Consider the following 26,392-nt stretch of genomic DNA (forward strand, 5'->3'; position numbering starts at 1 on the left):
GGAACGCGGGTGTTCACGGGGATCGTCGAGGAGGTCGGCGAGATCGTCGACGTCGTCGCGCAGGAGGACGCCGCGCGGTTGCGCGTGCGCGGGCCGCTGGTCACCTCCGACGCGCGCCCCGGCGACTCGATCGCGGTGAACGGCGTGTGCCTCACGGTGGTCGATCCCGGCGACGGCGAGTTCGGCGTCGACGTGATGGGCGAGACGCTGCGCCGCTCCAGCCTGGCGGGCGCCACCGGCGGCAGCCGGGTCAACCTCGAGAGGGCCGTCGAGGCCGGGGCGCGGCTCGGCGGGCACATCGTGCAGGGCCACGTCGACGGCACCGGCACGGTGGTCGAGCGCACCGAGCACGAGCAGTGGACGACGGTGCGGTTCCGGGTCACGGACGGGCTCACCCGCTACGTGGTGGAGAAGGGCTCGATCGCCGTGGACGGCGTCAGCCTCACGGTCACCGAGGTCGACGACGAGACCTTCGCCGTCGGGCTGATCCCGACCACCCTGCGCGAGACGACGCTGGGGGAGCGGGAGGTCGGCTCCACGGTGAACCTCGAGGTGGACGTGGTCGCCAAGTACGTGGAACGGCTCATGGGAGCACACGCCGGGTCGGGGAAGTAGGGGACGTGGACGGGTTCGAGCACATCGAGCGGGCGATCGCCGACATCGCGGCCGGCAAGGCCGTGGTCGTCGTCGACGACGAGGACCGGGAGAACGAGGGCGACCTCGTCTTCGCCGCCGAGTGCGCCACGCCGGAGCTCGTGTCGTTCATGGTGCGCTACACCTCGGGCTACATCTGCGTCCCGCTCACCGGCGAGGCCTGCGACCGTCTCGACCTGCCGCCCGCGCACTCGATCAACCAGGACCGGCACGGCACCGCGTACACGGTGTCGGTGGACGCGCGCGAGGGCATCGGCACCGGCATCTCGGGCACCGATCGCGCGCACACCATCCAGGTGCTGGCCGACCCGTCGTCGGCGCCGACCGACCTCGCGCGCCCCGGGCACGTCGTGCCGCTGCGGGCCCGCGACGGCGGCGTGCTGCGCCGCCCCGGGCACACCGAGGCCGCGGTGGACCTCGCCCGCCTCGCCGGGCTGCAGCCCGCCGGCGCGATCTGCGAGATCGTGTCGCAGAAGGACGACGGCGACATGGCGCGGTTCGAGGAGCTGCGCGTCTTCGCCGACGAGCACGAGCTCTCCCTGATCACCATCAAGGACCTCATCGCGTACCGGCGGCGCTCGGAGAAGCAGGTCGTCCAGGTCGCCCACGCCAACATCCCCACCGACCACGGCACGTTCGTCGCCTACGGCTACGACTCGCTGCTCGACGGCATCGAGCACGTCGCGCTCGTGCACGGCGAGATCGGCGACGGCGAGGACGTGCTGGTGCGCGTGCACTCCGAGTGCCTCACCGGCGACGTGCTGCGCTCCCGGCGCTGCGACTGCGGCCCGCAGCTCGACGCCGCGATGGCCGCCGTCGTGGCCGAGGGCCGCGGGGTCGTGCTCTACGTGCGCGGCCACGAGGGCCGGGGGATCGGGCTGATCCACAAGCTGCAGGCCTACCAGCTGCAGGACGCCGGGGCGGACACCGTGGACGCCAACCTCGCGCTCGGCATGCCCGCCGACGCCCGTGACTACGGCACCGGCGCCCAGATCCTCGCCGACCTCGGCATCAAGTCGATGCGCCTGCTCACCAACAACCCCGAGAAGCGCGCGGGCCTCGAGGGCTACGGCCTGCAGATCCTCGGCCGCGTGGCGCTGCCGTCGCGCGCGACGCCCGAGAACCTGCGCTACCTGCGCACCAAGCGCGACCGCATGGGCCACGACCTCGAGGGCCTCGACGCCGAGGACGACGCCGTGGTCGCGCAGCCCGACCCGGCGGTCGGCGGGACGCGCGGATGAGCGGCGAGGGCCGCCCGGAGCCGGCGGTCCCGGACGCGACGGGGCTGCGCCTGGGCGTCGCCGTGACGCGGTGGAACGCGGCCATCACGGACGTGCTGCTCGAGCGGGCCCTCGACGCGGCGGCCACGGCCGGGGTGCACGGGCCCACCGTCGTGCGCGTCGCCGGCGCCATGGAGCTGCCGGTGGTGTGCCAGGGCCTCGCCGACGCCCACGACGCCGTCGTGGGGCTCGGCGTCGTCATCCGCGGCGGGACCCCGCACTTCGAGTACGTCTGCGACGCGGTGACCGCCGGGCTGCTGAGGGTGGGCCTCGATGCCCGCACGCCGGTGGGCAACGGGGTGCTGACCGTCAACGACGAGCAGCAGGCGTGGGACCGCGCCGGCACCCCGACCTCAGCCGAGGACAAGGGCTTCGAGGCGACGGTGGCGGCGCTGGACGCGGCGCTGACGCTGCGGGGGCTCGCGAGCGGGGTGCTCCTGTCGTGACCGCGCCCCAGCAGACCGTCGACCTCGGCGAGATCGAGCTCGAGATCCGCCCCAAGCGCATCCGCTGGGTGGCCTGGGTGCTCGCCGTGTTCCTCTTCGCGTTCTTCGGGGCCGGCGCGCTGCTGGTGTTCGTCGAGTCGTCGGGCTTCAACTTCCGCCCGGCCGACCAGATCGCGATGGTCGTGCTCGGCACGATCCTCGCCGGCTGCGCGCTGCTGTTCACCCGGCCGCGGCTGCGGGCCGGGCCCGGCGGGGTGGAGGTCCGCGCGACCCTCCTCACCCGCCGCGTGCCGTGGTCGGAGGTGCTCGCGGTGAGCTTCCCCGACGGCGTGCAGTTCGCCCGCCTCGACCTGCCCGACGACGAGTACCTCACGATCGCGGCGCTGCAGGCCGTCGACCGCGGGCACGCCGCGCGCGGAGTGACGGCGCTGCGCCGGCTGCACGCGCGCTACCACCAGGACGCATGAGCGCCTACGACCTGCTCTTCCGCCACGTCGCGACGCGGGTGCCCGCCGAACTCACCCATCGGGTGGGGGTCACGGCGCTGCGGGCGGCCACGCCGCTGCTGCCCGGGCGGTCCCTCGGGACGCCCGTCGACGCGATGGGCCTGCGCTTCGCGAACCCGCTCGGCGTCGCCGCCGGCTACGACAAGGACGCCGAGGGCGTGCGCGCGCTGGCGCGGCTGGGCTTCGGGGCGGTCGAGGTCGGCACGGTGACCGCGCGCCCGCAGCCCGGCAACCCGCGACCGCGGCTGTTCCGGCTGCCCGTCGACCGGGCGCTGGTCAACCGCATGGGCTTCAACAACGCCGGCGCGGACGTCGTCGCCGCCCGGCTCGCCGCGGTGCGCTCCGGGCCGGGCGCGGGGACGGTCCTCGGGGTCAACATCGGGAAGTCGAAGGCCGCGGCCGACGCCGTCGCCGACTACCGGTACTCCGCGCGGGTGCTCGGCCCGTACGCCGACTACGTCGTGGTCAACGTCAGCTCGCCCAACACCCCGGGCCTGCGCGAGCTGCAGGGCGTCGACGCGCTGGAGCCGCTGCTCGCCGCCGTGCGCGAGGAGGTCGGCGCGACCCCGCTGCTGGTGAAGATCACCGCGGACCTCGGCGGCGACGGCGTCGACGCCGTGGCCGACCTGGCGCTGGCGCAGGGCCTGGACGGGATCGTCGCCACCAACACCACCGTCGCCCGCTCCGGGCTCAGCTCGGCCGAGGACGTCGTCAGCGCGGCCGGCGCCGGCGGGCTCTCGGGCGCCCCGCTGGTGGAGCCCGCGCGGGCGGTGCTGGCGCGGCTGCGGGACCGGGTGTCCGACCGCCTGACCCTCGTCTCGGTCGGTGGCATCAACTCCGCCGCCGAGGCCCGGGCGCGCCTGGACGCCGGCGCGACGCTGGTGCAGGCGTACACGGGCTTCGTCTACGGCGGGCCGGCGTGGCCCCGGCGGGTACTGGACGCCCTGTGACCGACTCGTCCGTGGGGGGCAGCTCCGCTCCGCTGCGTGCCCCTGCCCCGGCCCGCCGCCCCCAGGTCGTCCTGTTCGACCTCTTCGAGACCTGCCTGCAGCTCGAGGGCCTGCGCCCGCGGTTCACCGCGCTCGGGCGCCCGGGCCACGAGCTGGAGCTGTTCTTCGCGCGCCTGCTGCACCAGGGCATGGCGATGACGCTCGCGGGCGAGGCCCCGCCGTTCGCCACCGTCGCCGCCGACATGCTGCGGCGCACCAGCGGGCGCGAGCTCACCGACGACCAGGTGGCCTCGGTGCTCGACGGCTTCCGGGACCTGCCGGTGCACCCCGACGTCGCGCCGGCCCTGCGCCGCCTGCGCGAGGCGGGCGTCCCGGCGTACGGGTTCACGCACGGCTCGGCGGAGGTCGCGGGCGCGGCGCTCGAGGCGGGCGGGGTGCGCGACCTGTTCGACGACGTGGTGTCCTGCGCGGAGCTGAAGATGTTCAAGCCGCCGGCGCGGGTCTACCACTGGGCGTGCGAGCGGATCGCGACCGCGCCCGCCCGGACCGCACTGGTCGCCGTGCACTCCTGGGACGTCCACGGCGCGGTGTCCGCGGGCCTGGTGGGCGGGTTCTGCGAGCGCCTCGAGGGCCGCATCCCGGACGCCGTCGCCCGCCCGCACGTCAGCGCGCCCGCCCTCGAAGACGTCGTCGAGGGCCTCCTCGCCCTCCCCGACGAGCCTTCGCCCTGACCCCATGTGCGTGATCTTCTGAGCTATGGCTCAGAAGATCACGCACGTACCCTCACCCGGCGGTGACGGGGGTGCGGGGCAGACTGGGGCGTCCGACGACGATCACGATCACGCCACCACGATCACGGAGGTGTCGGTGTCCACCACCACCGGGCCCAACCGGCGCACGGTCCTCTGCGGGCTCGCCGCCGCCCTCGCGGCCCCGGCCGCGCTCGCGGCGTGCTCCTCGCCCGGCGAGTTCCAGCCGGGCGCGCCGACCACCACGGCCGCCCCGCCCGCTCCCGGCGGCGGCAGCGGCGTCCCGCTCGCGCAGGTCCCGGTCGGCGGCGGCACCATCCTCACGGTCGGCGAGCGCCCGATCCTCGTCGTCCAGCCCACGGCCGGCACCGTCAAGGCGTTCGACGCCTCGTGCCCGCACCAGGGCACCACGGTCGACCCGCCCCAGGCCGGCGTCATCACCTGCCCGAACCACTTCAGCCAGTTCGACGCCGCCACCGGCGCGGTGCGCAAGGGCCCTGCCGACACCGGACTCGTCGAGGTGCCCGCGCGCGTCGTCGACGGCGTGGTGCAGGTGACCTGAGCAGCGTGCTCGCTCTGCACGCCCTGTGGTCGCCGGGTCGCGGCGTCTGCCTCTGGGCCGAGGATCCGGAGCTGCCGGTGCGCAGCACCAGCCGCGCCCGCCGCGGCGCGCGCCCGCACCCGTTCGCCGTACCCGCTGACCGGCTCACCGCGGCCTGGGACAGCCCGACGGCCACGGCGGGCGTCGCGGTGCTCGCCCTGCCCTCGGACCCCGACGCGCCGCGCGACTCCGACGCCCTCGCCCGCGACGAGCACGGGCCCGCGGGCGGCGCCCCGGTCCTCGCCGACTGGAGCGTCCCCGTCCTCGAGCTCGCCCCCGGCGCGGCCCCGCCCGCCCCGCCGACCGGCGCGACGGCGAGCGCGTCCGTCAGCGCGTCGGTCCACGCCCTGCGCGCGGTCGACGCGCTGGCCGCGGACCTCGTCACCCGCGGGCGCGTCCTGCCGAGCCCGGAGGACGACGGCCTGGTCTGGCGCCCGGTGCTCCAGGGCCCCGACCTCGTCGCGGCCGACACCCTCGCCGCCGCCCTGCCGCCCGTGTGCCGGTGCGAGCGGGTCCCGGGCGAGGACCTCCCGAGCGCCGCGGAGGTCGTCGAGGCCGCGCTGGCCGCGGCGGTCGACGCCCACGCGCGCGCCCGCCTGACCGGCGCGCCGGAGCTCGCCGCGGCCCCGGACTGGGTGCAGGCGCTGACCCACGAGCCCGTCCTCGACCCGGCGCCCCCGCCCGCCGCGCTGGTCGCCGGGCTGCGCCGCTGGGCCGTCGTCGGCGCCCCCCACGCTGGCCCGGCGCGGGCGTCGTTCCGGCTCGACGAGGTGGTCGTCGACGACATGCTGCACGCCCTCGACGACCCCGAGCCGGTGTTCCGGCTGACGTTCGCCGTGCAGTCGGCCCAGGACCCCAGCCTCACCGTCGACGCCGAGACCGTGTGGCGCGACCCCACCGCGCTGCGCCGCTGGCTCGACGACCCCGCCGAGCTCCTGCTCGGCGAGCTCGGCCGCGCCGCCCGCGTCTACCCCGAGATCGCCGAGGCCCTGCGCGTCCCGCGGCCGTCGGGCATGGACCTCGACCTCGCCGGCGCCCACCACTTCCTCGCCCACGTCGCCGCCGACCTCGACCGCGCCGGATTCGGTGTCCTGCTGCCCGCGGGCTGGCGCGCCGGACCCGCCCGCCTCGGGCTCGCCGGCGCGGGCCACGCCGAGGGCCCCGAGGGCGTCGTCAAGACCGGCGCACGCCTGCGCAAGGACGACCTCGTCGACTTCGCCTGGCGCCTGGTCGTCGACGGCGAGACCCTCTCCGACGACGAGATGGACGCCCTCGTGCGCGCCAAGGCGCCGCTGGTGCGCCTGCGCGGGCGCTGGGTGGCCGTCGACCCCGAGCGCCTGCGCGACGGCCTCGCGTTCCTCGCCGAGCGGCGCGACCGGCCGAACGTCGGCGACGTCCTGCACCTCGCGACCACCCACCCCGACGACGTGCCCGCGCCGCTGCCCGTGGAGTCGCTGCGCCTCGACGGCCCGCTGGGCGACCTCCTCGCCGGCGGCGCCGTGCTCGAGCCCCTCGACACCCCGCCCGGCGTCCACGCCACCCTGCGCCCTTACCAGCGGCGCGGGCTGTCGTGGCTCGCGTTCCTCGCCCGCCTCGGGCTCGGCGGGGTACTCGCCGACGACATGGGGTTGGGCAAGACGCTGCAGGTCCTGGCGCTGGAGGCCCACGAGCGCGGCGACGCCGCCGCGGAGGACGAGCACGACCAGCCCGGCCCGACCCTGCTCGTCTGCCCGACCTCGGTGGTCTCCACCTGGCGCCGCGAGGCCGAGCGCTTCGTCCCCGGCCTGCGCGTCGCGGTCCACCACGGCGCCGGGCGCACCGAGCCCGCCGAGGCCGCGGCCGGCGCCGACCTCGTCGTCACCTCGTACGGCACGCTCGTGCGCGACAGCGACGCGCTGAGCCGGCTCGCCTGGCACCGCGTCGTGCTCGACGAGGCCCAGATGGTCAAGAACAACCGCTCGCGCGGCGCGAAGGCCGTCCGCCGCCTCGACGCCGAGCAGCGGCTCGCGCTCACCGGCACGCCCGTGGAGAACCGGCTCGCCGAGCTCTGGTCGATCATGGACGCGGTCAACCCGGGCCTGCTCGGCACCGCGTCCGCCTTCCGCGAGCGCTACGCCGTCCCCGTCGAGCGCCACGGCCGCACCGACGTCGCCGAGGACCTGCGCCGGCGGATCCGCCCGTTCCTGCTGCGCCGGCTCAAGACCGACCCGACGGTGGTCGACGACCTCCCCGAGAAGATCGAGACGGTCGAGCGGTGCGGGCTGACCACCGAGCAGGCCTCGCTGTACCGGGTCGTCGTCGACCAGGTGCTCGACAGGATCGACGACGTCAAGCCGGGGATCGAGCGCCGCGGTCGGGTGCTCGCGGCGATGACCAAGCTCAAGCAGGTCTGCGACCACCCCGCCCTGCTGCTGCACGACGGCTCGCCGATGGGGCGGCGCTCGGGCAAGATCGCGCGGCTCGAGGAGATCCTCGCCGAGGTCCTCGCGGCGGGGGACCGGGCACTGCTGTTCACCCAGTTCGCGGCGTTCGGCGACATGCTCGCCCCGCACCTCGCCGCCCGCTTCGACACCGAGGTCGCGTGGCTGCACGGGGGAGTGTCCCGGCGCGCCCGCGACACGATGGTCGAGCGGTTCCAGAGCGGTGACGGCCCGTCGCTGTTCCTGCTCTCCCTGCGTGCGGGTGGCACGGGGATCACGCTCACCGCCGCCCAGCACGTCGTGCACCTCGACCGCTGGTGGAACCCCGCCGTCGAGGACCAGGCCACCGACCGCGCCTTCCGCATCGGGCAGAAGCGCACGGTCGGGGTCCGCAAGCTCGTCTGCGCGGGCACGCTGGAGGAGCGCATCGACGACCTGATCGCGGGCAAGCGGGCGCTGGCCGACCTCGCGGTGCGCGACGGGGAGGACTGGCTGGGCGACCTGTCCACCGACGAGCTCGCGAAGGTGCTCAGCCTCGACGCCGTCACCGACGAGCCCGACGAGCCCGACGAGGACCCGGGGGAGGAGGACGACGATGGTCCGTGAGACGCGCTCGGGCCCCCGGTTCTCCGAGCGCTTCGAGGAGTACGGCAAGCGCAAGCCCGTCGAGGACGGCATCGTCGCCCGCAGCCGCCGCGGCGCCATCGGCGAGTCGTGGTGGTCGGGCCGCTTCCTCGCCGTGCTCACCGCGCTCGGCGTCGGCGGGCGCCTCGACCGCGGCAAGACCTACGCCCGGGCGGGCCAGGTCGTCGACCTCGCCATCGAGCCCGGCGCGATCACCGCCACCGTCCAGGGCAGCCGCGACGAGCCCTACCGTGCCCGCCTCGGCCTGCGGCCCTTCGCCGACGAGGCCTGGGAGGCGGTGCTCGACGCGCTGGCCGCCGACTCCTGGTACGCGGCGGCGCTGCTCGCCGGCGAGGTGCCCGACGACCTCGAGGACGTCCTCGCCCGCGTCGGGCTCTCCCTGTTCCCGCAGGGCTCGGGCGAGCTGCCGATGGACTGCTCGTGCCCCGACTGGTCGGTGCCCTGCAAGCACCTGGCCGCCGTCGCCTACCTCGCCGCCGAGGAGTTCGACGCCGACCCGTTCGCGCTGCTGCGCTGGCGGGGCCGCGACCGGGCCACCCTGCTCGCCGCGCTGCGCGACCGCCGCGACGCGGGCGCGGGCACCCCCACCGCGCTGGAGGACCTGCTCGACCGCTTCCACCGCGCCGGCGTCCCGGTTCCCGCGCCGCCCGAGCGGACCGCCCGGTCGCTGCCCCCACCCGATGCCCTGCTCGACGAGCTGCCCGCCCTGACGGTCGGCGACGACGACGTGCGCGAGGTGCTCCGCCCGCTCTACCGGCGTCTCGCCGAGGGGCCGGAGTAGGTTGACCATCGTGGAGCCCGAGCAGCCCGAGACCGGCCCGCTGACGATCCTCATCATCGTCGCCCACCCGGACGACATCGACTTCGGCAGCGGGGGCTCCGTCGCCACCTGGACCAGCGAGGGCCACCGCGTCGTCTACTGCCTGATCACCGACGGCGACGCGGGCGGCTTCGACGAGGAGATCACGCGCACCGACATGGCGTCGCTGCGCCGCGAGGAGCAGACCGCGGCCGCCGGCATCCTCGGGGTCGACGAGCTGCACTTCCTCGGCTGGCCCGACGGCCGCCTCTACGTCACCCACGAGCTGCGTCGCGACCTCAGCCGCGTGATCCGGCAGGTGCGCCCCGACCGCGTCGTCACCCAGTCCCCGACGCGCAACCTGCGCTCGATGTACGGCAGCCACCCCGACCACACCGCCGCCGGCGAGGCCGCGATGTGCGCGGTCTACCCCGACGCCCGCAACCCCTTCGCCCACCCCGAGCTCCTCGCCGAGGAGGGCCTGGCGGCGCACACGGTCAGCGAGGTCTGGATCACGCACATGGGCGAGGGCGCCGACCACTACGTCGACACCACCGACGCCTTCGACCGCAAGGTCGAGGCCCTCCGGGCGCACAAGAGCCAGACCGCGCACATGGACGACCTGCGCGGCCGCATGTGGGGCTGGGGCCGCTCGCAGGCCAAGGCGGCCGGCTTCGAGGCCGAGCGCACCGCCGAGGGCTACGTGGTGCTCGACACGAGGTGACCGACGCGACGGCACCGCCGGTTTACGGCGGGTAGTCGAACGCCGATCCTGGACGTGCACCGTGGGGACGACGCCGCCCCCGCCGACGCACCAGCGGCCGTCCCTCGCCGGGACGCCGCACCGCGCCGGCCGGACCGGCCGTCTCGCTCCACCGGGGCTGTCGTCCACCAGCCGGCGTCGCTCCCCGGGCGTGAAGGAGACAGACGATGAGCGACATCCGGTGGCTGGGCAACCGCGTGACCCTCCAGGACATCGCGGGCACCGACCTCACCTACGTGCAGTGGCGACGCCCCTGGCACGGCTCGCTGCGGGGCTACGTCGTGCTCGGGTCGGAGGAGCTCGCCCTCGTCGAGGCCGCCGTCGAGGACGCGGCAGCCGGGCGTCGCGACCACCCGCAGCTCGACGCCGCGGGCCGGCCGACCGACCTCGAGGCGTTTCTCGCCGACGTCCTCGGCCGCCGCCCGGGCAACCCGGCGGCGCCGGCGGACGCAGCCTCCTGACGCCTCCTCGCTGAGGATGCTTCGGTTTCCGAAGCATTCTGCTGGCTCGTCGCGGTCGGGGACGGAGCTCCCGCTCTCGTCCTGTGCGGATGCTTCGGATCTCGAAGCGTTCTGCTGGCTCGGCGCGCCGAGAGGCCGAGAGGCCGCGCTCGTCCCGTGCGGATGCTTCGGTTTCCGAAGCATCTCGCTGATGCTTCGCCGCCAGGGGCGAAGGTCCCGCGACCGAATTCCGGGCACCTCTCGCGAACCGCACCCGGCCCGACGTCGCCCGCTCTACCGTCCGGCACGGAGGACGGAGGGGCCGGTGGACGAGGTGGACGAGCGGGCGCTGGCGGAACGGCAGCGGCGGGAGGATCGGCGCTGGCCCGCGTCGGCGCTGGTCGATCGCCTGGCCCCGGCGCTGCGGCGCCACCAGCACGAGCTCGCGCGGCTCCTCGGCCTGCGGGAGGTCGAGCTCGCCTGCCTGCAGCTCGTCGACCGCCCGCGGGGGATCGCGATGACGGCGCTCGCCGAGCGGCTGGGCCTCAGCCGGGCGGCGGCGACGGCGGTGGTCGACGGGCTCGTGGCGAGGGAGCGCGCGGAGCGGTGGGAGGACCGCGACGACCGCCGGCGGGTGCGGGTCGGCGCGACCGCTCCGCCGGGAGCGACGGCACGGTGGCGGCGCCTCACGGACGACCTGGCGGCACGGCAGGACGGGTTCACCGACGACGAGCTGCGGGTGGTCGGGCGCTGGATCGCCGGGATGGCCGACGAGCTGCACGGGCGCGCCGGGGACCTGACCATCGCGCGGGCCGGCCGGGAGGAGCTCGCACGGCGGCGGTCCGGGCGGACGCGCCGGGTGCGCTAGCCCCGGCGCGGCGTCCAGGCGACACGCCGTGACACGCCACGGACACGCCGTGCGACACGCCGAGACCACCCATCCGGGTGCACGCCCGACAGCCGGACGGACGCGCCTACGCTGGACCCATCATGGCCGACCCGCAGACGTACCGACCTGCCCCCGGGAGCATCCCGGAGGCGCCCGGTGTGTACCGCTTCTCCGACGAGACCGGGCGGGTCATCTACGTCGGCAAGGCCAAGAGCCTGCGCAGCCGGCTCAACTCGTACTTCGCGGACGTGGCGGGCCTGCACCCGCGCACGCGACGCATGGTCACCACCGCCGCGGCCGTCCAGTGGACCGTCGTGCACACCGAGGTCGAGGCCCTCCAGCTCGAGTACAACTGGATCAAGGAGTACGACCCGCGGTTCAACGTCCGGTACCGGGACGACAAGACCTACCCGGTGCTCGCGGTGACGCTGAACGAGGAGTACCCCCAGCTCCGGGTCTACCGGGGGCCGCGCAAGAAAGGCGTGCGGTACTTCGGTCCCTACGCCCACGCCTGGGCGATCCGCGAAACGGTCAAGCTGCTCACGCGGGTGTTCCCCGCGCGCGTCTGCTCGACCGGGGTGTTCAAGCGCCACGGCCAGATCGGCCGGCCGTGCATGCTCGGCTACATCGACAAGTGCTCGGCGCCCTGCGTCGGGCGGGTCAGCGCCGAGGAGCACCGGCAGATCGTGCTCGACTTCTGTGACTTCCTCGCCGGGCACACCGACCAGCTGATCGGCCGCATCGAGAAGGACATGCAGGTCGCGGCGGCCGAGATGGACTTCGAGCGCGCCGCCCGCCTGCGCGACGACGCGGGCGCGCTCAAGCGCGTGGTCGAGAAGCAGGCCGTGGTGCTCGGCGACGGCACCGACGCGGACGTCGTCGCCTTCGCCACCGACGAGCTCGAGGCCGCGGTGCAGGTGTTCCACGTCCGCGGCGGGCGGGTCCGGGGCCAGCGGGGCTGGGTCGTCGAGACCGAGGCCGACAGCGACGTCCCCGCGCTCGTCGAGCAGTTCCTGGCGCAGTTCTACGGCGAGCAGGCCGACCTCGCGGGCTCCGCCGACGACGCCGTGCAGCCGGTGCCGCGCGAGGTGCTCGTCCCGGCGATGCCGCCCGACGCCCACGCGCTCTCGCAGTGGCTCTCGGACCTGCGCGGCTCGCGGGTCTCGCTGCGCGTGGCCCAGCGCGGCGACAAGCGCACGCTCGCCGAGACCGTCCAGCGCAACGCCGCCGAGGAGCTGACCCGCCACAAGCTCCGCCGCGCCGGCGACCTCACCGCCCGCAGCGCGGCGCTCGAGGAGCTCCAGGAGCAGCTCGGCCTCGACACCGCGCCCCTGCGCATCGAGTGCACCGACGTCTCGCACGTGCAGGGCTCCGACGTCGTCGCGAGCCTCGTCGTGTTCGAGGACGGGCTGGCCAAGAAGGCCGACTACCGGCGCTACGCCATCCGCGGTGGCGCGGAGGGCGGCGACGTCGCGGCGATCGCGGAGGTGGTGCGGCGCCGGTTCGCGCGCTACCTCAAGGAGACCGCGGAGGAGGCGCCCGACCACACCGACACCGCCTGCGCGGGCGAGACCAGCGACGGCGCGCCGGCGAGCGGCGAGGTGGGGCCCACCGACGGCCCGCTGCCGGGCATCGACCCGCTCACCGGGCGGCCCCGCAAGTTCGCCTACCCGCCCAACCTGCTCGTGGTCGACGGCGGCGCGCCCCAGGTGGCCGCGGCCGCCGAGGTGCTGGGCGACCTGGGCATCACCGACGTCGCCGTGGTCGGGCTGGCCAAGCGCCTCGAGGAGGTCTGGCTGCCCGGCGAGGAGGACCCCGCGATCCTCCCGCGCAACTCCGAGGCGCTCTACCTGCTCCAGCGGATCCGCGACGAGGCCCACCGGTTCGCGATCACCTACCACCGCCAGAAGCGCTCGACCCGCATGACGGCGTCGGCGCTGGACGGCGTGCCCGGGCTGGGCGAGGCCCGGCGCGCGGCGCTGATCAAGCACTTCGGCTCGGTGAAGAAGCTGAAGGCGGCGTCGGTCGAGGACGTCATGGAGGTGCCCGGCGTCGGTCGGCGCACCGCGGAGGCGGTCCTGACCGCGCTGGACGACGGGGGGACGCCATGACCGGACGTGCGGAGATCCCCGCGCACCCGGGCGGGATCGAGGTCGCGATCGTGTCCGGGCTCTCGGGCGCCGGACGCAGCACGGCGGCGAAGGTGCTCGAGGACCTGGGCTGGTTCGTCGTCGACAACCTCCCGCCGGAGCTGATCGAGACGATGGTGGACCTGGGCGCCCGGTCGTCGGGCCAGGTCACGCGCATCGCCGTGGTGATGGACGTGCGCAGCCGCGCGTTCACCACCGACCTCGGCGACGTGATCAAGGAGCTGGACGCGCGCGGGCACCGCCCGCGCGTGCTGTTCCTCGACGCGTCCGACGCGGTGCTCATCCGGCGCTTCGAGGCCAACCGCCGCTCGCACCCGCTGCAGGGCGACGGGCGGCTCTCCGACGGCATCCGCGCCGAGCGCGAGCTGCTCGCCCCGCTGCACGACCAGGCCGACCTCGTCGTCGACACCTCGAACCGCTCGGTGCACCAGCTGCGCGCGGCCATCGAGAGCGCGTTCGGCGACACCTCGGCCGACGTCGGGCACAGCGTCACCGTCGTCTCGTTCGGCTACAAGCACGGGCTGCCGCCCGACGCCGACCTCGTCGTCGACATGCGCTTCCTGCCCAACCCGCACTGGATCCCCGAGCTGCGCGAGCACGACGGCCGCGAGGAGGTCGTGCGCGACTACGTCCTCTCCCAGGAGGGCGCCGAGGAGTTCCTCGAGCGCTACCTCGAGCTGCTGCGCCTCGTCGGCGCCGGCTACCGGCGCGAGGGCAAGCGCTACCTCACCGTCGCCGTGGGCTGCACCGGCGGCAAGCACCGCAGCGTCGCGATCGCCGAGGAGCTCGCCCGGCGCATGGAGCGCGGCGAGGACGGCGGCGGCGTGCGGGTGACGGTGTCGCACCGGGACGTGGGGCGCGAGTGAGCGGCCCCCTCGGCGGTGACCCGCCGCGGCCGCTGCGCGCGGTCGCCCTCGGCGGCGGTCACGGGCTGCACGCGACGCTGTCCGCGCTGCGGCGGCTGACCGACGACATCACCGCGGTCGTGGTCGTCGCCGACGACGGGGGCTCGTCGGGGCGGATTCGCCGCGAGCTGGACATGCTCCCGCTGGGCGACCTGCGCATGGCCCTCGGCGCGCTCGCCGGGCAGCAGGACCCGGGTCCGGTGAACACCCTGTGGCAGCGGCTCTTCGAGCACCGCTTCGGCGGGCACGGCGCGCTGGCCGGGCACGCCGTCGGCAACCTCGTGCTCGCCGGGCTGCTGGAGGTCCTCGACGACCCGGTGGCCGCCCTGGACCAGGCCTGCCACGTCCTCGGCGTGCGCGGGCGGGTGCTGCCGATGAGCCCGCAGCCGGTGGACATCGAGGCGGACGTGACCGGCATCCGCGGCCCCGCCGGCGGTGACCAGGACCGCGACGTCGCCCACCGCATCCGGGGCCAGGTCGCGGTGGCCACGACACCGGGCAAGGTGCAGCAGGTGCGCCTGGACCCGCGCCGGCCCAAGGCGTGCCCGGAGGCGTGCGACGCGCTGCGCGCCGCGGACCTCATCACGCTCGGGCCGGGCTCCTGGTTCTCCAGCGTCCTGCCCCACCTGCTCGTCCCCGAGCAGTTCACCGCGCTGGTGGAGAGCGAGGCCCGCAAGGTCCTCGTCCTCAACCTCGCGCCGCAGCCGGGTGAGACCGGCGGCTTCTCGCCGGAGCAGCACCTCGAGGTGCTCGCGGCGCACGCCCCGCGGCTGCGCCTCGACGTCGTCGTCGCCGACGAGGGCGCCGTGCCGGAGCCCGACCGGCTGCGCCGCGGCGCCGAGGCCTTCGGCGCCGAGACGCTGCTGACCACCGTCGGCGCCACCGACGGCAGCCCCCGTCACGACCCCGAGGCCCTCGCCGAGGCCCTGGCCACCGCCGCGCACCACCGCGCCCCGCGCCGCGAGCCCTCGGGCACCGCGGCCCCCGGGTCAGCCGGTGCCGACGGCGGCCCCGACCCTGCCCGCCCGCACCAGGAGGAGGACCGAAGGTGGCCATGACCGCTGCGGTCAAGGACGAGCTCAGCCGGCTCGCGGTGACCAAGACGTGCTGCCGCCGCGCCGAGGTGGCAGCCCTGCTGCGCTTCGGGGGCGGCCTGCACATCGTCGGCGGCCGCGTCGTCGTCGAGGCCGAGCTCGACACCGGCTCCGCGGCCCGCCGCCTGCGGGGGGAGATCCACGACCTCTACGGACACAACCCCGAGGTCCACGTCCTCTCGCAGGGCGGCCTGCGCAAGGGCACCCGTTACGTCGTGCGCGTCGCCGCCGACGGCGACTCGCTGGCCCGCCAGACCGGGCTGCTCGACCCGCGCGGGCGCCCGGTGCGCGGGCTGCCGCCGCAGGTCGTCTCCGGCGGGGTGTGCGACGCCGAGGCCGCGTGGCGCGGGGCGTTCCTCGCCCACGGCTCGCTGACCGAGCCCGGGCGCAGCTCCGCGCTGGAGATCACGTGCCCGGGCATGGAGGCGGCGATGGCGCTGGTCGGCGCCGCCCGCCGGCTCGGGGTGGTGGCCAAGGCCCGCGAGGTGCGGGGCGCCGACCGGGTGGTCGTGCGGGACGGCGACGCGATCGGCGCGCTGCTGACCCGGCTCGGCGCGCACACCTCGGTGCTGGCCTGGGAGGAGCGCCGCATGCGCCGCGAGGTGCGGGCGACGGCCAACCGCCTGGCCAACTTCGACGACGCCAACCTCCGGCGCTCGGTCAAGGCCGCGGTCACGGCCACGGCGCGCGTGAACCGGGCGCTGGAGCTGCTCGGCGAGGAGGTCCCCGACCACCTCGTGCAGGCCGGGCGCCTGCGCGTGGAGCACGAGCAGGCGTCGCTCGAGGAGCTCGGGCAGCTCGCCGAGCCGCCGATGACCAAGGACGCGGTGGCCGGGCGCATCCGCCGGCTGCTCGCGATGGCCGACAAGAAGGCCAAGGACATGCGCGTCCCCGACACCTCGTCGGTGGTCACCGAGGAGATGTCCGAGCTCGCCGACCGCTGACGTGACGTCCTCCGCGCGACCCGGACGGCGGGGCCGGATTCGTTAGGGTGGCGGCCCCACGGGGAACGCGGTCCACCGAGCGCAGCGCGGCGCAGGACCTCGGCACGACCGACGCACGAGAGGCAGGGCGAGGCGCAGTGACGATCCGCATCGGGATCAACGGGTTCGGTCGCATCGGACGCAACGTGTTCCGCGCGCTGGAGAAGCAGCGCGCGGCGGGGACCGCCGACATCGAGGTGCTCGCGGTCAACGACATCACCGACAACAAGACGCTCGCGCACCTGCTGCGCTACGACTCGGTGCACGGGCGCTTCGACGGCACCGTCGAGTACACCGACGACGCCCTCATCGTCAACGGCACCACGGTCAAGGCCTACGCGGAGAAGGACCCGGCGGACCTGCCCTGGGGCGACCTCGGCGTCGACGTGGTGATCGAGTCCTCGGGCATCTTCACCGACGCCGACTCGGCCGGGAAGCACCTCAAGGCCGGCGCCAAGAAGGTCGTCATCTCCGCGCCCGCCAAGGGCGAGGACCTCACGGTCGTCATGGGCATCAACGACTCGGCCTACGACGGCAGCCAGAACATCCTGTCCAACGCCTCGTGCACCACCAACTGCGTCGCGCCGATGCTCAAGGTGCTCAACGACGCGTTCGGCGTCGAGACCGGCTTCATGTCGACGATCCACGCCTACACCGGCGACCAGCGCGTCCACGACGCCCCGCACAAGGACCTGCGCCGCGCCCGCGCCGCCGCGGTCAACATCATCCCCACCACCAGCGGGGCCGCCGAGGCCACGGCGCTGGCGCTGCCCGCCCTCGAGGGCAAGGTCACCGGCATGGCGTACCGCGTGCCGGTCAGCGACGGCTCGGTCACCGACCTCACCGCCACGCTGAACACGGACGTCACCGTCGAGTCGATCAACGCCGCCTTCAAGGAGGCCGCCGAGGGCGAGCTCTCGGGCGTGATGGTCTACACCGAGGACCCGATCGTCTCCACCGACATCGTCGGCGAGGCCGCGTCGTGCACCTTCGACGCCGGCATGACCAAGGTGCTCGGCAACCGCACCGTGAAGATCGTCGGCTGGTACGACAACGAGTGGGGCTACTCCAACCGCGTCGTGGACCTCACCACCCTCGTCGGTTCGAAGCTCTGACCGCGGGATGAAGACCCTCGACGACCTGATCGCCGACGGGGTGCAGGACCGCTTCGTCCTGCTGCGGGCCGACCTCAACGTGCCCCTCGACGGCTACACCATCAGCGACGACGGGCGCATCCGCGCGGCGCTGCCGACCATCACGCGCCTGGCCGGGGCCGGCGCGAAGGTGCTGGTCGTGGCCCACCTGGGCCGTCCGAAGGGCGGCGAGCCGCCCGGCCGCGACCGGCTGTCGACGCTCTCACCGGTGGCGGGGCGTCTCGGCCAGCTCCTCGACCAGCGGGTCTCGCTGGCCGAGGACGTGGTCGGCGAGTCCGCTCGCGGCGTCGCCGAGGGTCTGCGCGCCGGCGGCGTGGCGATGCTGGCCAACGTGCGCTGCGACCCGCGGGAGACCGGCACCGACCGCGAGCGCGACCACCTGGCCACGGAGCTCGCGGAGCTGGTGCCCAGCCAGGATCCTTCACGGGCGAGCGCGTTCGTCTCCGACGGCTTCGGGGTGGTCCACCGCGAGCAGGCGTCGGTGGTCGAGGTGGCCCGCAAGCTCCCGGCCTACGGCGGCGACCTCGTCGCCCGCGAGACCGAGGTGCTGCGCCGGCTCGTCGGCGACCCGGACCGGCCGTACGTCGTGATCCTCGGCGGGTCGAAGGTCTCCGACAAGCTCGGGGTGCTGTCGAACCTGCTGCCGACCGTCGACCGGCTGCTGGTGGGCGGGGCGATGTGCTTCACGTTCCTCGCCGCGCAGGGCCACGACGTCGGCGGCTCGAAGACCGAGTCCGACCAGGTCGACACCTGCCGCGACCTGCTCGAGCGCTACGCCGAGAAGCTCGTGCTGCCCACCGACGTCGTCGTCGCGAGCGAGTTCTCCGCCGACGCGGAGACGCGCACGGTGGCGGTCACCGAGATGCCCGAGGGCTGGATGGGCCTCGACGTGGGCCCCGAGACGGTGTCGGCGTTCGGCGCCGCGCTCGACGGGGCGGCGACGGTGTTCTGGAACGGGCCGATGGGCGTGTTCGAGATGGCGCCGTTCGCGGCAGGCACGACGGGCGTCGCGGAGGCCGTGGCGGCCAGCAGCGCGTTCAGCGTGATCGGCGGCGGCGACTCGGCGTCGGCCATCCGCGCGGCGGGGCTCGACGAGAACCGCTTCGGCCACATCTCGACCGGCGGCGGCGCGTCGCTGGAGTTCCTCGAGGGCCACGTCCTGCCCGGTATCGCCGTCCTCGAGGAGTCGTCCTGATGGCCCGCAAGCCGCTCATCGCGGGCAACTGGAAGATGAACCTCAACCACCTCGAGGCCATCGGCGTCACCCAGAAGCTCGCGTTCGCCCTGCCCGGCAAGTACTACGACGTGGTGGACGTGGCGGTGCTGCCGCCGTTCACCGACCTGCGCAGCGTGCAGACCCTCGTCGACGCCGACGCCATGCCGATCACCTACGGCGGCCAGGACCTCTCCCCGGAGGACTCCGGGGCGTTCACCGGCGACGTCTCGGGCGCGATGCTCGCGAAGCTCGGCTGCTCGTGGGTCGTCGTCGGGCACTCCGAGCGGCGCACGGTGCACGGCGAGGACGACGCGCTGGTCAACCGCAAGGTGCGCGCGGCGCTGCGCCACGGCCTCACGCCGATCCTGTGCCTGGGGGAGGGCGAGGACGTCCGCGAGGCGGGCGACCACGTCCCGTACTGCACCGGGCAGCTCGACGCGGCGCTCGAGGGGCTGGGCGACGACGAAGTCGCGACGATCGTGCTCGCCTACGAGCCGGTGTGGGCGATCGGCACCGGCAAGTCCGCGGGCGTCGCCGACGCCCAGGAGGTGTGCCACGCGCTGCGCGAGCGGCTGCGCGAGCAGCACGGCGCCGGGGTCGCGGGCGCGGTGCGCATCCTCTACGGCGGCTCGGTGAAGTCGGACAACGTCGCCGACCTCGTGAAGAGCGACGACGTCGACGGCGCACTGGTGGGCGGCGCGAGCCTGGACCCGGAGGGGTTCGCCGAGCTCTGCGCCCTGGCCGCCGGGGGCCCTTTGCCCTAGCGGGCTCCCCATCGGCGTGCTGAGTTGGACGCTCGTCCGTGCCCGAGCACGGACGAGCGCTCACACCCGGTCACGACTCGTGGGAGGGCCTCACCGGGATGTCCGACGGGCGGGGTATCGTCCTCCCTACGCACCGATCCCGCACGCCGGGACGGTCAGAGCCCCGTCCGCCCGGCCGGGGTCGGCACCCGGAGGTCACGGACACCGACATGCGACTGTTCCTGGACATCCTGCTCATCGCGTCCAGCGTGCTGCTGGTGCTGCTGGTGCTGCTGCACCGCGGGCGTGGCGGCGGGCTGTCGTCGCTGTTCGGCGGTGGCGTCCAGTCGAGCCTCGCGGGGTCGAGCGTCGTCGAGAAGAACCTCGACCGCCTGACCCTGTTCGTGGGGGCCATCTGGCTGATCTCGATCGTCGGCACGGGGCTGCTCGTCAAGATCGAAGGCTGACGGGCGGCCCGGAGTCCGGGCCGCCCCTGGACGGGAGGTACTCCGGCGATGGCGACTGGCAACGCGATCCGAGGCACCCGCGTGGGCTCGGGGCCCATGGGGGAGTCCGAGCGCGGGGAGAGCGCGGCGCGCACGATCGTCTCCTTCTGGTGCTCGAACGGCCACGAGACCCGCCCGTCCTTCGCCGTCGACGCCGAGATCCCCACGAGCTGGGACTGCCCGCGCTGCGGCCTGCCGGCCAACACCGACGAGAAGAACCCGCCGCCGGCGAAGCGCACCGAGCCCTACAAGACCCACCTCGCGTACGTGAAGGAGCGGCGCTCCGACGCCGACGGCGAGGCCCTGCTCGACGAGGCGCTGGCGAAGTTGCGCGCGAAGCGCGGCGAGAGCTGAGAGCGCTGGCATGATCCCGGGCCATGGTGGCCCCGGCGATCGATACACGGTTCTCGCTCTCCCAGTCCGAGCTCCCGACGGCGTGGTTCAACGTCGCGCCGCACCTCGCGACGCCGCTCGACCCCCCGCTGCACCCGGCGACCCGCGAGCCCGTCGGCCCTGACGACCTCGCGCCGCTGTTCGCGCAGGAGCTCATCGGCCAGGAGATGTCGGCCGACCCGTGGATCGACATCCCGGGCGAGGTCCTCGACGTCCTGCGGCTCTGGCGGCCCACACCGCTGGTGCGCGCCCGGCGGCTCGAGGCCGCCCTGGGCACGCCCGCGCGCATCTACTTCAAGGACGAGTCGGTCTCGCCCGCCGGCTCCCACAAGCCGAACTCGGCGGTGCCGCAGGCGTTCTACAACAAGCGCGAGGGCATCACGCGCCTGTCCACCGAGACCGGCGCGGGCCAGTGGGGCACGGCGCTGTCGTTCGCGTGCGCCCAGTTCGACCTCGAGTGCGCGGTCTACATGGTGCGCCGCAGCTTCGAGCAGAAGCCCTACCGCAAGGTCATCATGGAGACCTGGGGCGGGACGGTCGTGCCGTCGCCGATCGACGACCCGTCGCACCCCGGCTCGCTGGGCGCCGCGATCTCCGACGCGGTCCGCGACGCCGTCGGCCGCGACGACACCCACTACGCGCTGGGCTCCGTGCTCAACCACGTGCTGCTGCACCAGACGGTGATCGGCCTCGAGGCCCAGCAGCAGCTCGCGAACGCGGGGGAGACCCGTCCGGACGTGGTGATCGCTCCCTGCGGCGGCGGCTCGAACCTCGGCGGCATCGCGCTGCCGTTCCTGCCCGACCCCGCGGTGCGCCTGCTCGCCGCCGAGCCCGCCTCGTGCCCGACCCTGACGCAGGGCACCTACGAGTACGACTTCGGCGACGTCCAGGGCCTCACCCCGCTGATGAACATGTACACGCTGGGCCACGGCTTCGTGCCGCCCGGCATCCACGCCGGCGGCCTGCGCTACCACGGCGACTCACCGATCATCTCCAAGCTGGTGCACGAGGGCCGCATGGAGGCGGTGGCGCACCGCCAGCGCGCGGTGTTCGAGGCCAACGTGCTGTTCGCCCGCGTCGAGGGCAAGCTCCCGGCGCCCGAGGCCGGCCACGGCATCGCGTCGGTGATCCAGGAGGCCCACGACGCGACGCAGAAGGGCGAGGACCGCGTGATCCTCTTCAACTACTGCGGCCACGGCCTGCTCGACCTCGCCGCCTACGAGGAGTACCTCGCGGGCGACCTCGTCGACGAGCCGACGAGCTGACCGTCCCCGGTTGTGCCTCAGCCCGTGGTGCCGATCCGTCGTGGTTCGGCTGGGCCGTCTGGGTGGCGTGGCCCTTGCGCCCTGGCTGGTGTCGCGCAGCGGGTTGTCGGCAAGTGTGATCTCGGTCACCGTGGTGATCCGGCGAGGACGGCGGCGAAGAGGGATCGAGATGACGGACGAGAAGCAGATCGAGGTCAGGCGGGTCGTCCAGGCGCCGCCTGATCGGGTCTTCGCGCTGGTCTCGGACCCGAAGCAGCAGCAGGTCATCGACGGGTCCGGAATGTTGCAGGGGACCACCAGTGGTCCGGTCACCGCCGCGGGCCAGGTGTTCACCATGGAGATGTGCCGGGACGATCTCGGTCCGTGGCGGACGATCAACACCGTGACCGAGTTCGAACCCGGAACCGTCATCGGATGGGCGCCCGACCTCGACCGCTCTCACGAGTGCCAGGTGGCTCAGATGCTCGCCACCGTCACCACCGGCGGACACACCTACGCGTACGGCCTGCACGGAACCACCGAGGGGACCGAGGTCCGGCTGGTCTATGACTGGTCGGGGGTCACCGACCCGGACTTCGAGGCGCTCTGTCCGTTCGTGAGCCGGGAACAGTTGGTGAACACGCTCGACCGGTTGGCCGACGCGGTCCGACCCGCGGCGGCGCGGACGTCCGACGATTCGTGATCAGAAGTGCAGGAGTGCTCCTCACGCTCCTCACGCTGCTCACGACGACGATTCTGTCGGCGTGTGCCGATGCCGCCCCGGCGCCCCACGGACCCGTGCCCGCCGCGCCCGATCCCCCGCCGGGGATGCGGGTGATCGCCACCGGCCTGGCCGCCCCCTGGGAGTTGACCTGGGGCCCGGACGGCTGGCTGTGGGTCACCGAGAAGGTCGGCAAGCGCGTCGACCGGATCAACCCGGCGGACGGCAGGCGGACGGTGGCGCTGACCGTTCCGGACGTCGCGGCGAGCGGCGCGCAGGACGGCCTGCTCGGGCTCGCCTTCGCCGGCGAGTCGGCGTTCGTCGCCTACTCCTACAACGTCGCCCCGCCTCCAGGTGAGGACCTGCGCGGCAAGATCGTCCGATACCACCGCGACCCGGGAGGCAGCCTCTCGGCGCCCCTCGACGTGCTGAGCGGGCTCCCCGCCAGCCACGACCACAACGCCGGACGTCTGGTCGTCGGACCGGACCAGGAGCTCTACTACTCGGTGGGCGACCTGGGGAACAACCAGTTCGACCGGTCCTGCGAGCCCATCCGGTCCCAGGACCTCCCGACGGCGCAGCAGGTCGCCGCCAGGGATTGGAGCGCCTACGTGGGCAAGATCCTCCGCATCGATCTCGACGGCTCCGTCCCACCCGGCAACCCGGTGCTCCAGGGCGTGCGCAGCCACGTCTTCACCTACGGGCACCGCAATCCCCAGGGCCTGGTCGTGGGACCCGGGGGCCGGCTGTTCTCCGACGAGCACGGGCCCAAGAGCGACGACGAGATCAACCTGCTGCGAGCCGGAGGGAACTACGGCTGGCCGTTCGTCGTCGGCTTCCAGGACGGGCAGGCCTACCAGTACGCCGACTGGTCGGGTGCTCCCGACTGCGCCCAGCTCGCCTACGACGACGACGCGGAGCCGTCCAGCGTCCCGCGCGGTCCCACCGAGGTGGCCTGGATCGGCCCGGACTACGTCGAGCCGCTCAAGACCCTGTACACGGTGCCCACCGGCTACAACTTCCAGGACCCGGCCTGTAGCCAGTCCGACTTCTACCTCTGCTGGCCCTCGATCGCCCCGGCGAGCCTCGACTACGTCCCCGCGGACGCGCCCGATCCCCTCGTGGCCAACGCGCTCCTCGTGCCGGCGCTGAAGACCGGCTCGGTATTCGTCTTCAAGCTGACCGGTGACGGCGGCTCCGTCCAGGGCGACACCACCCAGCTGTTCCGCACGCAGAACCGCTACCGCGACGTCGCCCTCAGCCCCGATCGCACCCGGCTCTACGTCGCCACCGACAGCGACGGCCCCGCCGGACCCCAGTCCGGCTCCCACACCGGTGCCCTGGCCAATCCCGGCTCGGTGCTCGAGTTCCCGCTGACGGTCTCACCGGCGGTGGGTGGGTGATCTCCACCAGCTGCGGCCATCCCGCGTGTGGGCGGGCGAGGGGCGCCCGTTCCCGGAACGCGGCCCGCGCGCAGGGTTCCGGCGAGCGGGAGAGTCGTCGCGGCCGGGCGCGGCGCGTGGTGGGGTCGCCACCGTGAGCGATGTCAGCACCGTCAGCAACGTGCGCGAGGCGTCCCTGGCGGTGCTGCGCCGCCACGGCATCACGACGATCTTCGGCAACCCGGGCTCCACCGAGCTGCCGATGTTCCGCGACTTCCCCGACGACTTCCGCTACGTGCTCGGGCTGCAGGAGTCCGTCGCGGTGGGGATGGCCGACGGCTTCGCCCAGGCCACCGGGCGGGCCGCGCTGGTGAACCTGCACTCCGCCGCCGGGGTCGGCCACGGCCTGGGCAACGTGTTCACCGCGTTCCGCAACCGCACGCCGCTCGTGCTCGTCGCCGGCCAGCAGGCGCGGTCCCTGCTGGTCGGCGAGCCGTTCCTGTTCGCCGAGCGTCCGGTCGAGTTCCCCGAGCCCTACGTCAAGTACAGCCGCGAGCCCGCGCGCGCCGCCGACGTCCCCGCCACCCTGGCCCGCGCGATCCACGTCGCCACGACGCCGCCGTGCGGGCCGGTGCTCGTGTCGGTGCCCGTCGACGACTGGGACCGCCCCGCCGGCCCGGTCGCGGAGCACAGGGTGGCGGGCGCGGTCGCGGGCGACCCGGCGGCGCTGGCCGAGGTGGCCGATCAGCTCGCCGCGGCGGAGAGCCCGGTGTTCGTCGTCGGAGGCGAGGTGGACCGCGACGGGGCGTTCGACGACGTCGTCGCCCTCGCCGAGCGCCACGCCGCGCCGGTCCACGTCGCCCCGATGTCCCCGCGCTGCGGCTTCCCCGAGCGCCACCGCCTCTTCGCGGGCTTCCTGCCCGCCGCGCACGACGGCATCCGGGCCGCGCTGGACGGCCACGACCTCGTGCTGGTCCTGGGCTCACCGGTCTTCCCGTTCCACACCGAGGGCGCCGTCGAGGGCGACAGCGCCGTGCCCGACGGCACCGTGCTCGTCCAGCTCACCGAGGACCCCGCGCACGCCGCGTGGACCCCGGTCGGCACCTCGATCGTCACCGGGTTGCGGCACGGGGTGCGCGCGCTGCTGGACGGCCCGCCGCCGCCGGCCCGCCCGGAGCCATCGCCGCGGCCGGCCGCCGCGCGGGTCGCCGCCGACGACGTGATCACCGAGGAGCTGCTGCTCCAGACCCTCGCCGACCTCCGGCCCGCCGACTCCGTGGTCGTCGAGGAGGCCCCGGCCACCCGCGGCCCGATGCACGACCACCTGCCCTTCGACCGGCCGGCGAGCTTCTACAACTGCGCCAGCGGCGGCCTCGGCCACGGCCTGCCGGCCTCGGTGGGGATGGCGCTCGCCCGCAGCGAGAGGGTGGTGGCGCTCGTCGGCGACGGCTCGGCGATGTACGGGATCCAGGCCCTGTGGTCGGCCGCGCAGCTCGGGGTGCCGCTGACGATCGTCGTCGTGCACAACGCCCGCTACCGGGCCCTCGACCAGTTCGCCGAGCACTTCGGCATCACGAAGCCGGTGGGCACCGCGCTGCCCGGCCTGGACTTCGTCGCCCTCGCCGCCGGCCAGGGCGTGCCCGGTGTGCGCGTCGAACGCCCCGAGGAGCTCGAGCCGGCGCTCACCGAGGCGCTGAGCTCGCCGGGGCCGGTGGTGCTCGACGTCCTCGTCCGGTGATCAGCTGCGCACGACCACCACGGTGCACTCCGCGTGGATCACGGCGCTGAGCCCGACCGAACCGATGATCCGGCTGGCGAGGCCGCCGCGCCCGCGGTGCCCCACGACGAGGACCGCGGCCCCCTGCGAGTGGTGGATCAGCACCGTCGACGCCGGCCCCATGGCGATCTCGGCCTCGATGGCGGGCGGCTCGGGCGCGCCCCGGGCCCGCCGCGCGGCCACGACCTCGTCCACGATCGCCCGCACCTCCTGGGCCGCCGCGTCGTGCAGGACGCGGGCGTCGGGCAGGACGCCGTCGGCGGTGGTCCAGACGTCCGGGCCCGCGTAGGCCATCAGCGCCCGCAGGGGGACGTCGCGGCGTGCCGCCTCGTCCAGCCCGTACTCGAGCGCGGCCCGCGAGCCGTCGCTGCCGTCGACCCCGACGACGACGGCGCCCGGGGCGGTGGGGGAGGGCTCGGTCATGCCACACGCTCCTCGTGCCGGCGATCAGGATCCCCGATCATGCCACCGTGATCATGTTCCGCGGCTCGACCGGCGTGGACTTGATGACCGAGGTGACCGTCGAGGCGTGCTCCTGCCAGCCTTCGAGGACGCGGTCGAGGTCGGCGACGTCGCGGACCTGCACGCGCATGAGCAGGCAGTCCTCGCCGGTGATCTTGTGGCACTCGACGACCTCGGGCTGGCGGGCCGCGATCTGCTCGGCGATCTTGCCGTGCCCCAGGGCCGGGCGGACCCGCACCCAGGCGGCGATGGGGTAGCCGAGCGCCGCCGGGTCGACGTCGAGGCGGTAGCCCCGGATCACCCCGAGCCGCTCGAGGCGCTGCACCCGCTCGGTGACCGCCGGCGCCGACATCCCGATGCGCCGCCCGAGCGCCGACATGCTGAGTCGCGGGTCCTCGGCGAGCTCCGCGAGGATGCGCCGGTTGGTCTCGTCGAGCAGCTTGTCGTTCTCCAGGTTCGAGGGGGTGCGCACCCCTGAAGTCGTCGTCATGTCGCCACTATCCCCGTGAGATGTCCCTGG

At 74.5% G+C, this 26,392-nt stretch carries 27 protein-coding genes; 25 read left to right on the top strand and 2 right to left on the bottom strand.

What is annotated here, in order from left to right; genetic code table 11:
- The first annotated feature begins 9 nt into the window (after positions 1 to 9).
- From ACQPX6_RS14490 to mdlC, 25 genes are all read left to right on the top strand, one after another.
- On the top strand, positions 10 to 615 hold the full coding sequence (locus tag ACQPX6_RS14490; RefSeq protein ID WP_433788009.1) for a riboflavin synthase: 606 nt from the start codon (positions 10 to 12) through the stop codon (positions 613 to 615).
- A 5-nt stretch (positions 616 to 620) separates the two neighbouring features.
- Positions 621 to 1,895 carry a bifunctional 3,4-dihydroxy-2-butanone-4-phosphate synthase/GTP cyclohydrolase II gene (locus tag ACQPX6_RS14495; RefSeq protein WP_433788010.1) on the top strand — a complete coding sequence of 425 codons (1,275 nt, stop codon included), beginning with the start codon at positions 621 to 623 and terminating at the stop codon, positions 1,893 to 1,895.
- Positions 1,892 to 2,380: a 6,7-dimethyl-8-ribityllumazine synthase gene (gene ribH, locus ACQPX6_RS14500; RefSeq protein WP_433788011.1), complete on the top strand. Its 489-nt coding sequence runs from the start codon at positions 1,892 to 1,894 to the stop codon at positions 2,378 to 2,380. Before ACQPX6_RS14495 ends, ribH begins: the two co-directional genes overlap by 4 nt.
- Positions 2,377 to 2,847, top strand: a complete 471-nt coding sequence (locus tag ACQPX6_RS14505) for a PH domain-containing protein (protein ID WP_433788012.1) — start codon at positions 2,377 to 2,379, stop codon at positions 2,845 to 2,847. Before ribH ends, ACQPX6_RS14505 begins: the two co-directional genes overlap by 4 nt.
- A complete protein-coding gene (locus ACQPX6_RS14510) occupies positions 2,844 to 3,836 on the top strand; it encodes a quinone-dependent dihydroorotate dehydrogenase (protein ID WP_433788013.1) in 993 nt (330 codons plus the stop codon). The genes ACQPX6_RS14505 and ACQPX6_RS14510 overlap by 4 nt, the downstream gene beginning before the upstream one ends.
- Positions 3,833 to 4,567, top strand: coding sequence for an HAD family hydrolase (locus ACQPX6_RS14515; RefSeq protein WP_433788014.1), 735 nt, complete (start codon positions 3,833 to 3,835; stop codon positions 4,565 to 4,567). The genes ACQPX6_RS14510 and ACQPX6_RS14515 overlap by 4 nt, the downstream gene beginning before the upstream one ends.
- Positions 4,568 to 4,703: 136 nt before the next feature.
- A complete protein-coding gene (locus ACQPX6_RS14520) occupies positions 4,704 to 5,147 on the top strand; it encodes a Rieske (2Fe-2S) protein (RefSeq protein ID WP_433788015.1) in 444 nt (147 codons plus the stop codon).
- Between the two features lie 5 nt (positions 5,148 to 5,152).
- Positions 5,153 to 8,212, top strand: a complete 3,060-nt coding sequence (locus tag ACQPX6_RS14525; protein ID WP_433788016.1) for a DEAD/DEAH box helicase — start codon at positions 5,153 to 5,155, stop codon at positions 8,210 to 8,212.
- Entirely contained in the window at positions 8,202 to 9,032 is an 831-nt protein-coding gene (locus ACQPX6_RS14530; RefSeq protein ID WP_433788017.1) for an SWIM zinc finger family protein, read from the top strand. The genes ACQPX6_RS14525 and ACQPX6_RS14530 overlap by 11 nt, the downstream gene beginning before the upstream one ends.
- A gap of 10 nt (positions 9,033 to 9,042) precedes the next feature.
- On the top strand, positions 9,043 to 9,774 hold the full coding sequence (locus ACQPX6_RS14535) for a PIG-L deacetylase family protein (protein ID WP_433788018.1): 732 nt from the start codon (positions 9,043 to 9,045) through the stop codon (positions 9,772 to 9,774).
- Between the two features lie 206 nt (positions 9,775 to 9,980).
- Complete coding sequence (locus tag ACQPX6_RS14540) at positions 9,981 to 10,274, top strand: hypothetical protein (RefSeq protein ID WP_433788019.1); 294 nt, start codon at positions 9,981 to 9,983, stop codon at positions 10,272 to 10,274.
- A 304-nt stretch (positions 10,275 to 10,578) separates the two neighbouring features.
- Positions 10,579 to 11,121, top strand: coding sequence for a MarR family transcriptional regulator (locus tag ACQPX6_RS14545; RefSeq protein WP_433788020.1), 543 nt, complete (start codon positions 10,579 to 10,581; stop codon positions 11,119 to 11,121).
- A 122-nt stretch (positions 11,122 to 11,243) separates the two neighbouring features.
- Positions 11,244 to 13,253 carry an excinuclease ABC subunit UvrC gene (gene uvrC / locus ACQPX6_RS14550; protein ID WP_433788021.1) on the top strand — a complete coding sequence of 670 codons (2,010 nt, stop codon included), beginning with the start codon at positions 11,244 to 11,246 and terminating at the stop codon, positions 13,251 to 13,253.
- Complete coding sequence (gene rapZ, locus ACQPX6_RS14555; RefSeq protein WP_433788022.1) at positions 13,250 to 14,158, top strand: RNase adapter RapZ; 909 nt, start codon at positions 13,250 to 13,252, stop codon at positions 14,156 to 14,158. Before uvrC ends, rapZ begins: the two co-directional genes overlap by 4 nt.
- A gap of 32 nt (positions 14,159 to 14,190) precedes the next feature.
- A complete protein-coding gene (locus ACQPX6_RS14560; RefSeq protein ID WP_433788272.1) occupies positions 14,191 to 15,255 on the top strand; it encodes a gluconeogenesis factor YvcK family protein in 1,065 nt (354 codons plus the stop codon).
- Positions 15,246 to 16,235 carry a DNA-binding protein WhiA gene (gene whiA / locus ACQPX6_RS14565; protein WP_433788023.1) on the top strand — a complete coding sequence of 330 codons (990 nt, stop codon included), beginning with the start codon at positions 15,246 to 15,248 and terminating at the stop codon, positions 16,233 to 16,235. The genes ACQPX6_RS14560 and whiA overlap by 10 nt, the downstream gene beginning before the upstream one ends.
- Positions 16,236 to 16,372: 137 nt before the next feature.
- Positions 16,373 to 17,389 carry a type I glyceraldehyde-3-phosphate dehydrogenase gene (gene gap / locus ACQPX6_RS14570; RefSeq protein ID WP_433788024.1) on the top strand — a complete coding sequence of 339 codons (1,017 nt, stop codon included), beginning with the start codon at positions 16,373 to 16,375 and terminating at the stop codon, positions 17,387 to 17,389.
- A gap of 7 nt (positions 17,390 to 17,396) precedes the next feature.
- Positions 17,397 to 18,623 carry a phosphoglycerate kinase gene (locus tag ACQPX6_RS14575; protein ID WP_433788025.1) on the top strand — a complete coding sequence of 409 codons (1,227 nt, stop codon included), beginning with the start codon at positions 17,397 to 17,399 and terminating at the stop codon, positions 18,621 to 18,623.
- Positions 18,623 to 19,408, top strand: coding sequence for a triose-phosphate isomerase (gene tpiA, locus ACQPX6_RS14580; protein WP_433788026.1), 786 nt, complete (start codon positions 18,623 to 18,625; stop codon positions 19,406 to 19,408). The genes ACQPX6_RS14575 and tpiA overlap by 1 nt, the downstream gene beginning before the upstream one ends.
- 209 nt (positions 19,409 to 19,617) lie before the next feature.
- Positions 19,618 to 19,854, top strand: a complete 237-nt coding sequence (gene secG, locus ACQPX6_RS14585) for a preprotein translocase subunit SecG (RefSeq protein WP_116707491.1) — start codon at positions 19,618 to 19,620, stop codon at positions 19,852 to 19,854.
- Positions 19,855 to 19,902: 48 nt separating this feature from the next.
- On the top strand, positions 19,903 to 20,247 hold the full coding sequence (locus ACQPX6_RS14590) for an RNA polymerase-binding protein RbpA (RefSeq protein WP_433788027.1): 345 nt from the start codon (positions 19,903 to 19,905) through the stop codon (positions 20,245 to 20,247).
- 23 nt (positions 20,248 to 20,270) lie between these two features.
- Positions 20,271 to 21,551, top strand: coding sequence for a TrpB-like pyridoxal phosphate-dependent enzyme (locus ACQPX6_RS14595; protein WP_433788028.1), 1,281 nt, complete (start codon positions 20,271 to 20,273; stop codon positions 21,549 to 21,551).
- A 40-nt stretch (positions 21,552 to 21,591) separates the two neighbouring features.
- Positions 21,592 to 22,233, top strand: coding sequence for an SRPBCC family protein (locus ACQPX6_RS14600; protein WP_433788029.1), 642 nt, complete (start codon positions 21,592 to 21,594; stop codon positions 22,231 to 22,233).
- 95 nt (positions 22,234 to 22,328) lie between these two features.
- Complete coding sequence (locus ACQPX6_RS14605; RefSeq protein WP_433788030.1) at positions 22,329 to 23,654, top strand: glucose/sorbosone family PQQ-dependent dehydrogenase; 1,326 nt, start codon at positions 22,329 to 22,331, stop codon at positions 23,652 to 23,654.
- A 133-nt stretch (positions 23,655 to 23,787) separates the two neighbouring features.
- Complete coding sequence (gene mdlC / locus ACQPX6_RS14610; RefSeq protein WP_433788031.1) at positions 23,788 to 25,371, top strand: benzoylformate decarboxylase; 1,584 nt, start codon at positions 23,788 to 23,790, stop codon at positions 25,369 to 25,371.
- Here mdlC and ACQPX6_RS14615 read toward each other — a convergent pair whose 3' ends face one another.
- Both ACQPX6_RS14615 and ACQPX6_RS14620 read right to left on the bottom strand, forming a co-directional pair.
- Positions 25,372 to 25,833, bottom strand: a complete 462-nt coding sequence (locus tag ACQPX6_RS14615) for a universal stress protein (RefSeq protein WP_433788032.1) — start codon at positions 25,831 to 25,833, stop codon at positions 25,372 to 25,374.
- Between the two features lie 37 nt (positions 25,834 to 25,870).
- Positions 25,871 to 26,362 carry an Lrp/AsnC family transcriptional regulator gene (locus ACQPX6_RS14620; RefSeq protein ID WP_433788033.1) on the bottom strand — a complete coding sequence of 164 codons (492 nt, stop codon included), beginning with the start codon at positions 26,360 to 26,362 and terminating at the stop codon, positions 25,871 to 25,873.
- Positions 26,363 to 26,392 lie beyond the last annotated feature (30 nt).

Origin of the sequence: Actinomycetospora sp. CA-101289, from assembly GCF_050955895.1 — a bacterium.
Lineage (GTDB): Bacteria > Actinomycetota > Actinomycetes > Mycobacteriales > Pseudonocardiaceae > Actinomycetospora.

What these genes read in the sequence shown, in the direction of transcription:
- ribH (WP_433788011.1), top strand. Translation starts at nt 1,892, where the DNA reads ATGAGCGGCGAGGGCCGCCCGGAGCCGGCGGTCCCGGACGCGACGGGG.
- ACQPX6_RS14510 (WP_433788013.1), top strand. Translation starts at nt 2,844, where the DNA reads ATGAGCGCCTACGACCTGCTCTTCCGCCACGTCGCGACGCGGGTGCCC.
- ACQPX6_RS14530 (WP_433788017.1), top strand. Translation starts at nt 8,202, where the DNA reads ATGGTCCGTGAGACGCGCTCGGGCCCCCGGTTCTCCGAGCGCTTCGAG.
- ACQPX6_RS14540 (WP_433788019.1), top strand. Translation starts at nt 9,981, where the DNA reads ATGAGCGACATCCGGTGGCTGGGCAACCGCGTGACCCTCCAGGACATC.
- uvrC (WP_433788021.1), top strand. Translation starts at nt 11,244, where the DNA reads ATGGCCGACCCGCAGACGTACCGACCTGCCCCCGGGAGCATCCCGGAG.
- rapZ (WP_433788022.1), top strand. Translation starts at nt 13,250, where the DNA reads ATGACCGGACGTGCGGAGATCCCCGCGCACCCGGGCGGGATCGAGGTC.
- ACQPX6_RS14575 (WP_433788025.1), top strand. Translation starts at nt 17,397, where the DNA reads ATGAAGACCCTCGACGACCTGATCGCCGACGGGGTGCAGGACCGCTTC.
- tpiA (WP_433788026.1), top strand. Translation starts at nt 18,623, where the DNA reads ATGGCCCGCAAGCCGCTCATCGCGGGCAACTGGAAGATGAACCTCAAC.
- secG (WP_116707491.1), top strand. Translation starts at nt 19,618, where the DNA reads ATGCGACTGTTCCTGGACATCCTGCTCATCGCGTCCAGCGTGCTGCTG.
- ACQPX6_RS14590 (WP_433788027.1), top strand. Translation starts at nt 19,903, where the DNA reads ATGGCGACTGGCAACGCGATCCGAGGCACCCGCGTGGGCTCGGGGCCC.
- ACQPX6_RS14595 (WP_433788028.1), top strand. Translation starts at nt 20,271, where the DNA reads ATGGTGGCCCCGGCGATCGATACACGGTTCTCGCTCTCCCAGTCCGAG.
- ACQPX6_RS14615 (WP_433788032.1), bottom strand. Translation starts at nt 25,833, where the DNA reads ATGACCGAGCCCTCCCCCACCGCCCCGGGCGCCGTCGTCGTCGGGGTC.
- ACQPX6_RS14620 (WP_433788033.1), bottom strand. Translation starts at nt 26,362, where the DNA reads ATGACGACGACTTCAGGGGTGCGCACCCCCTCGAACCTGGAGAACGAC.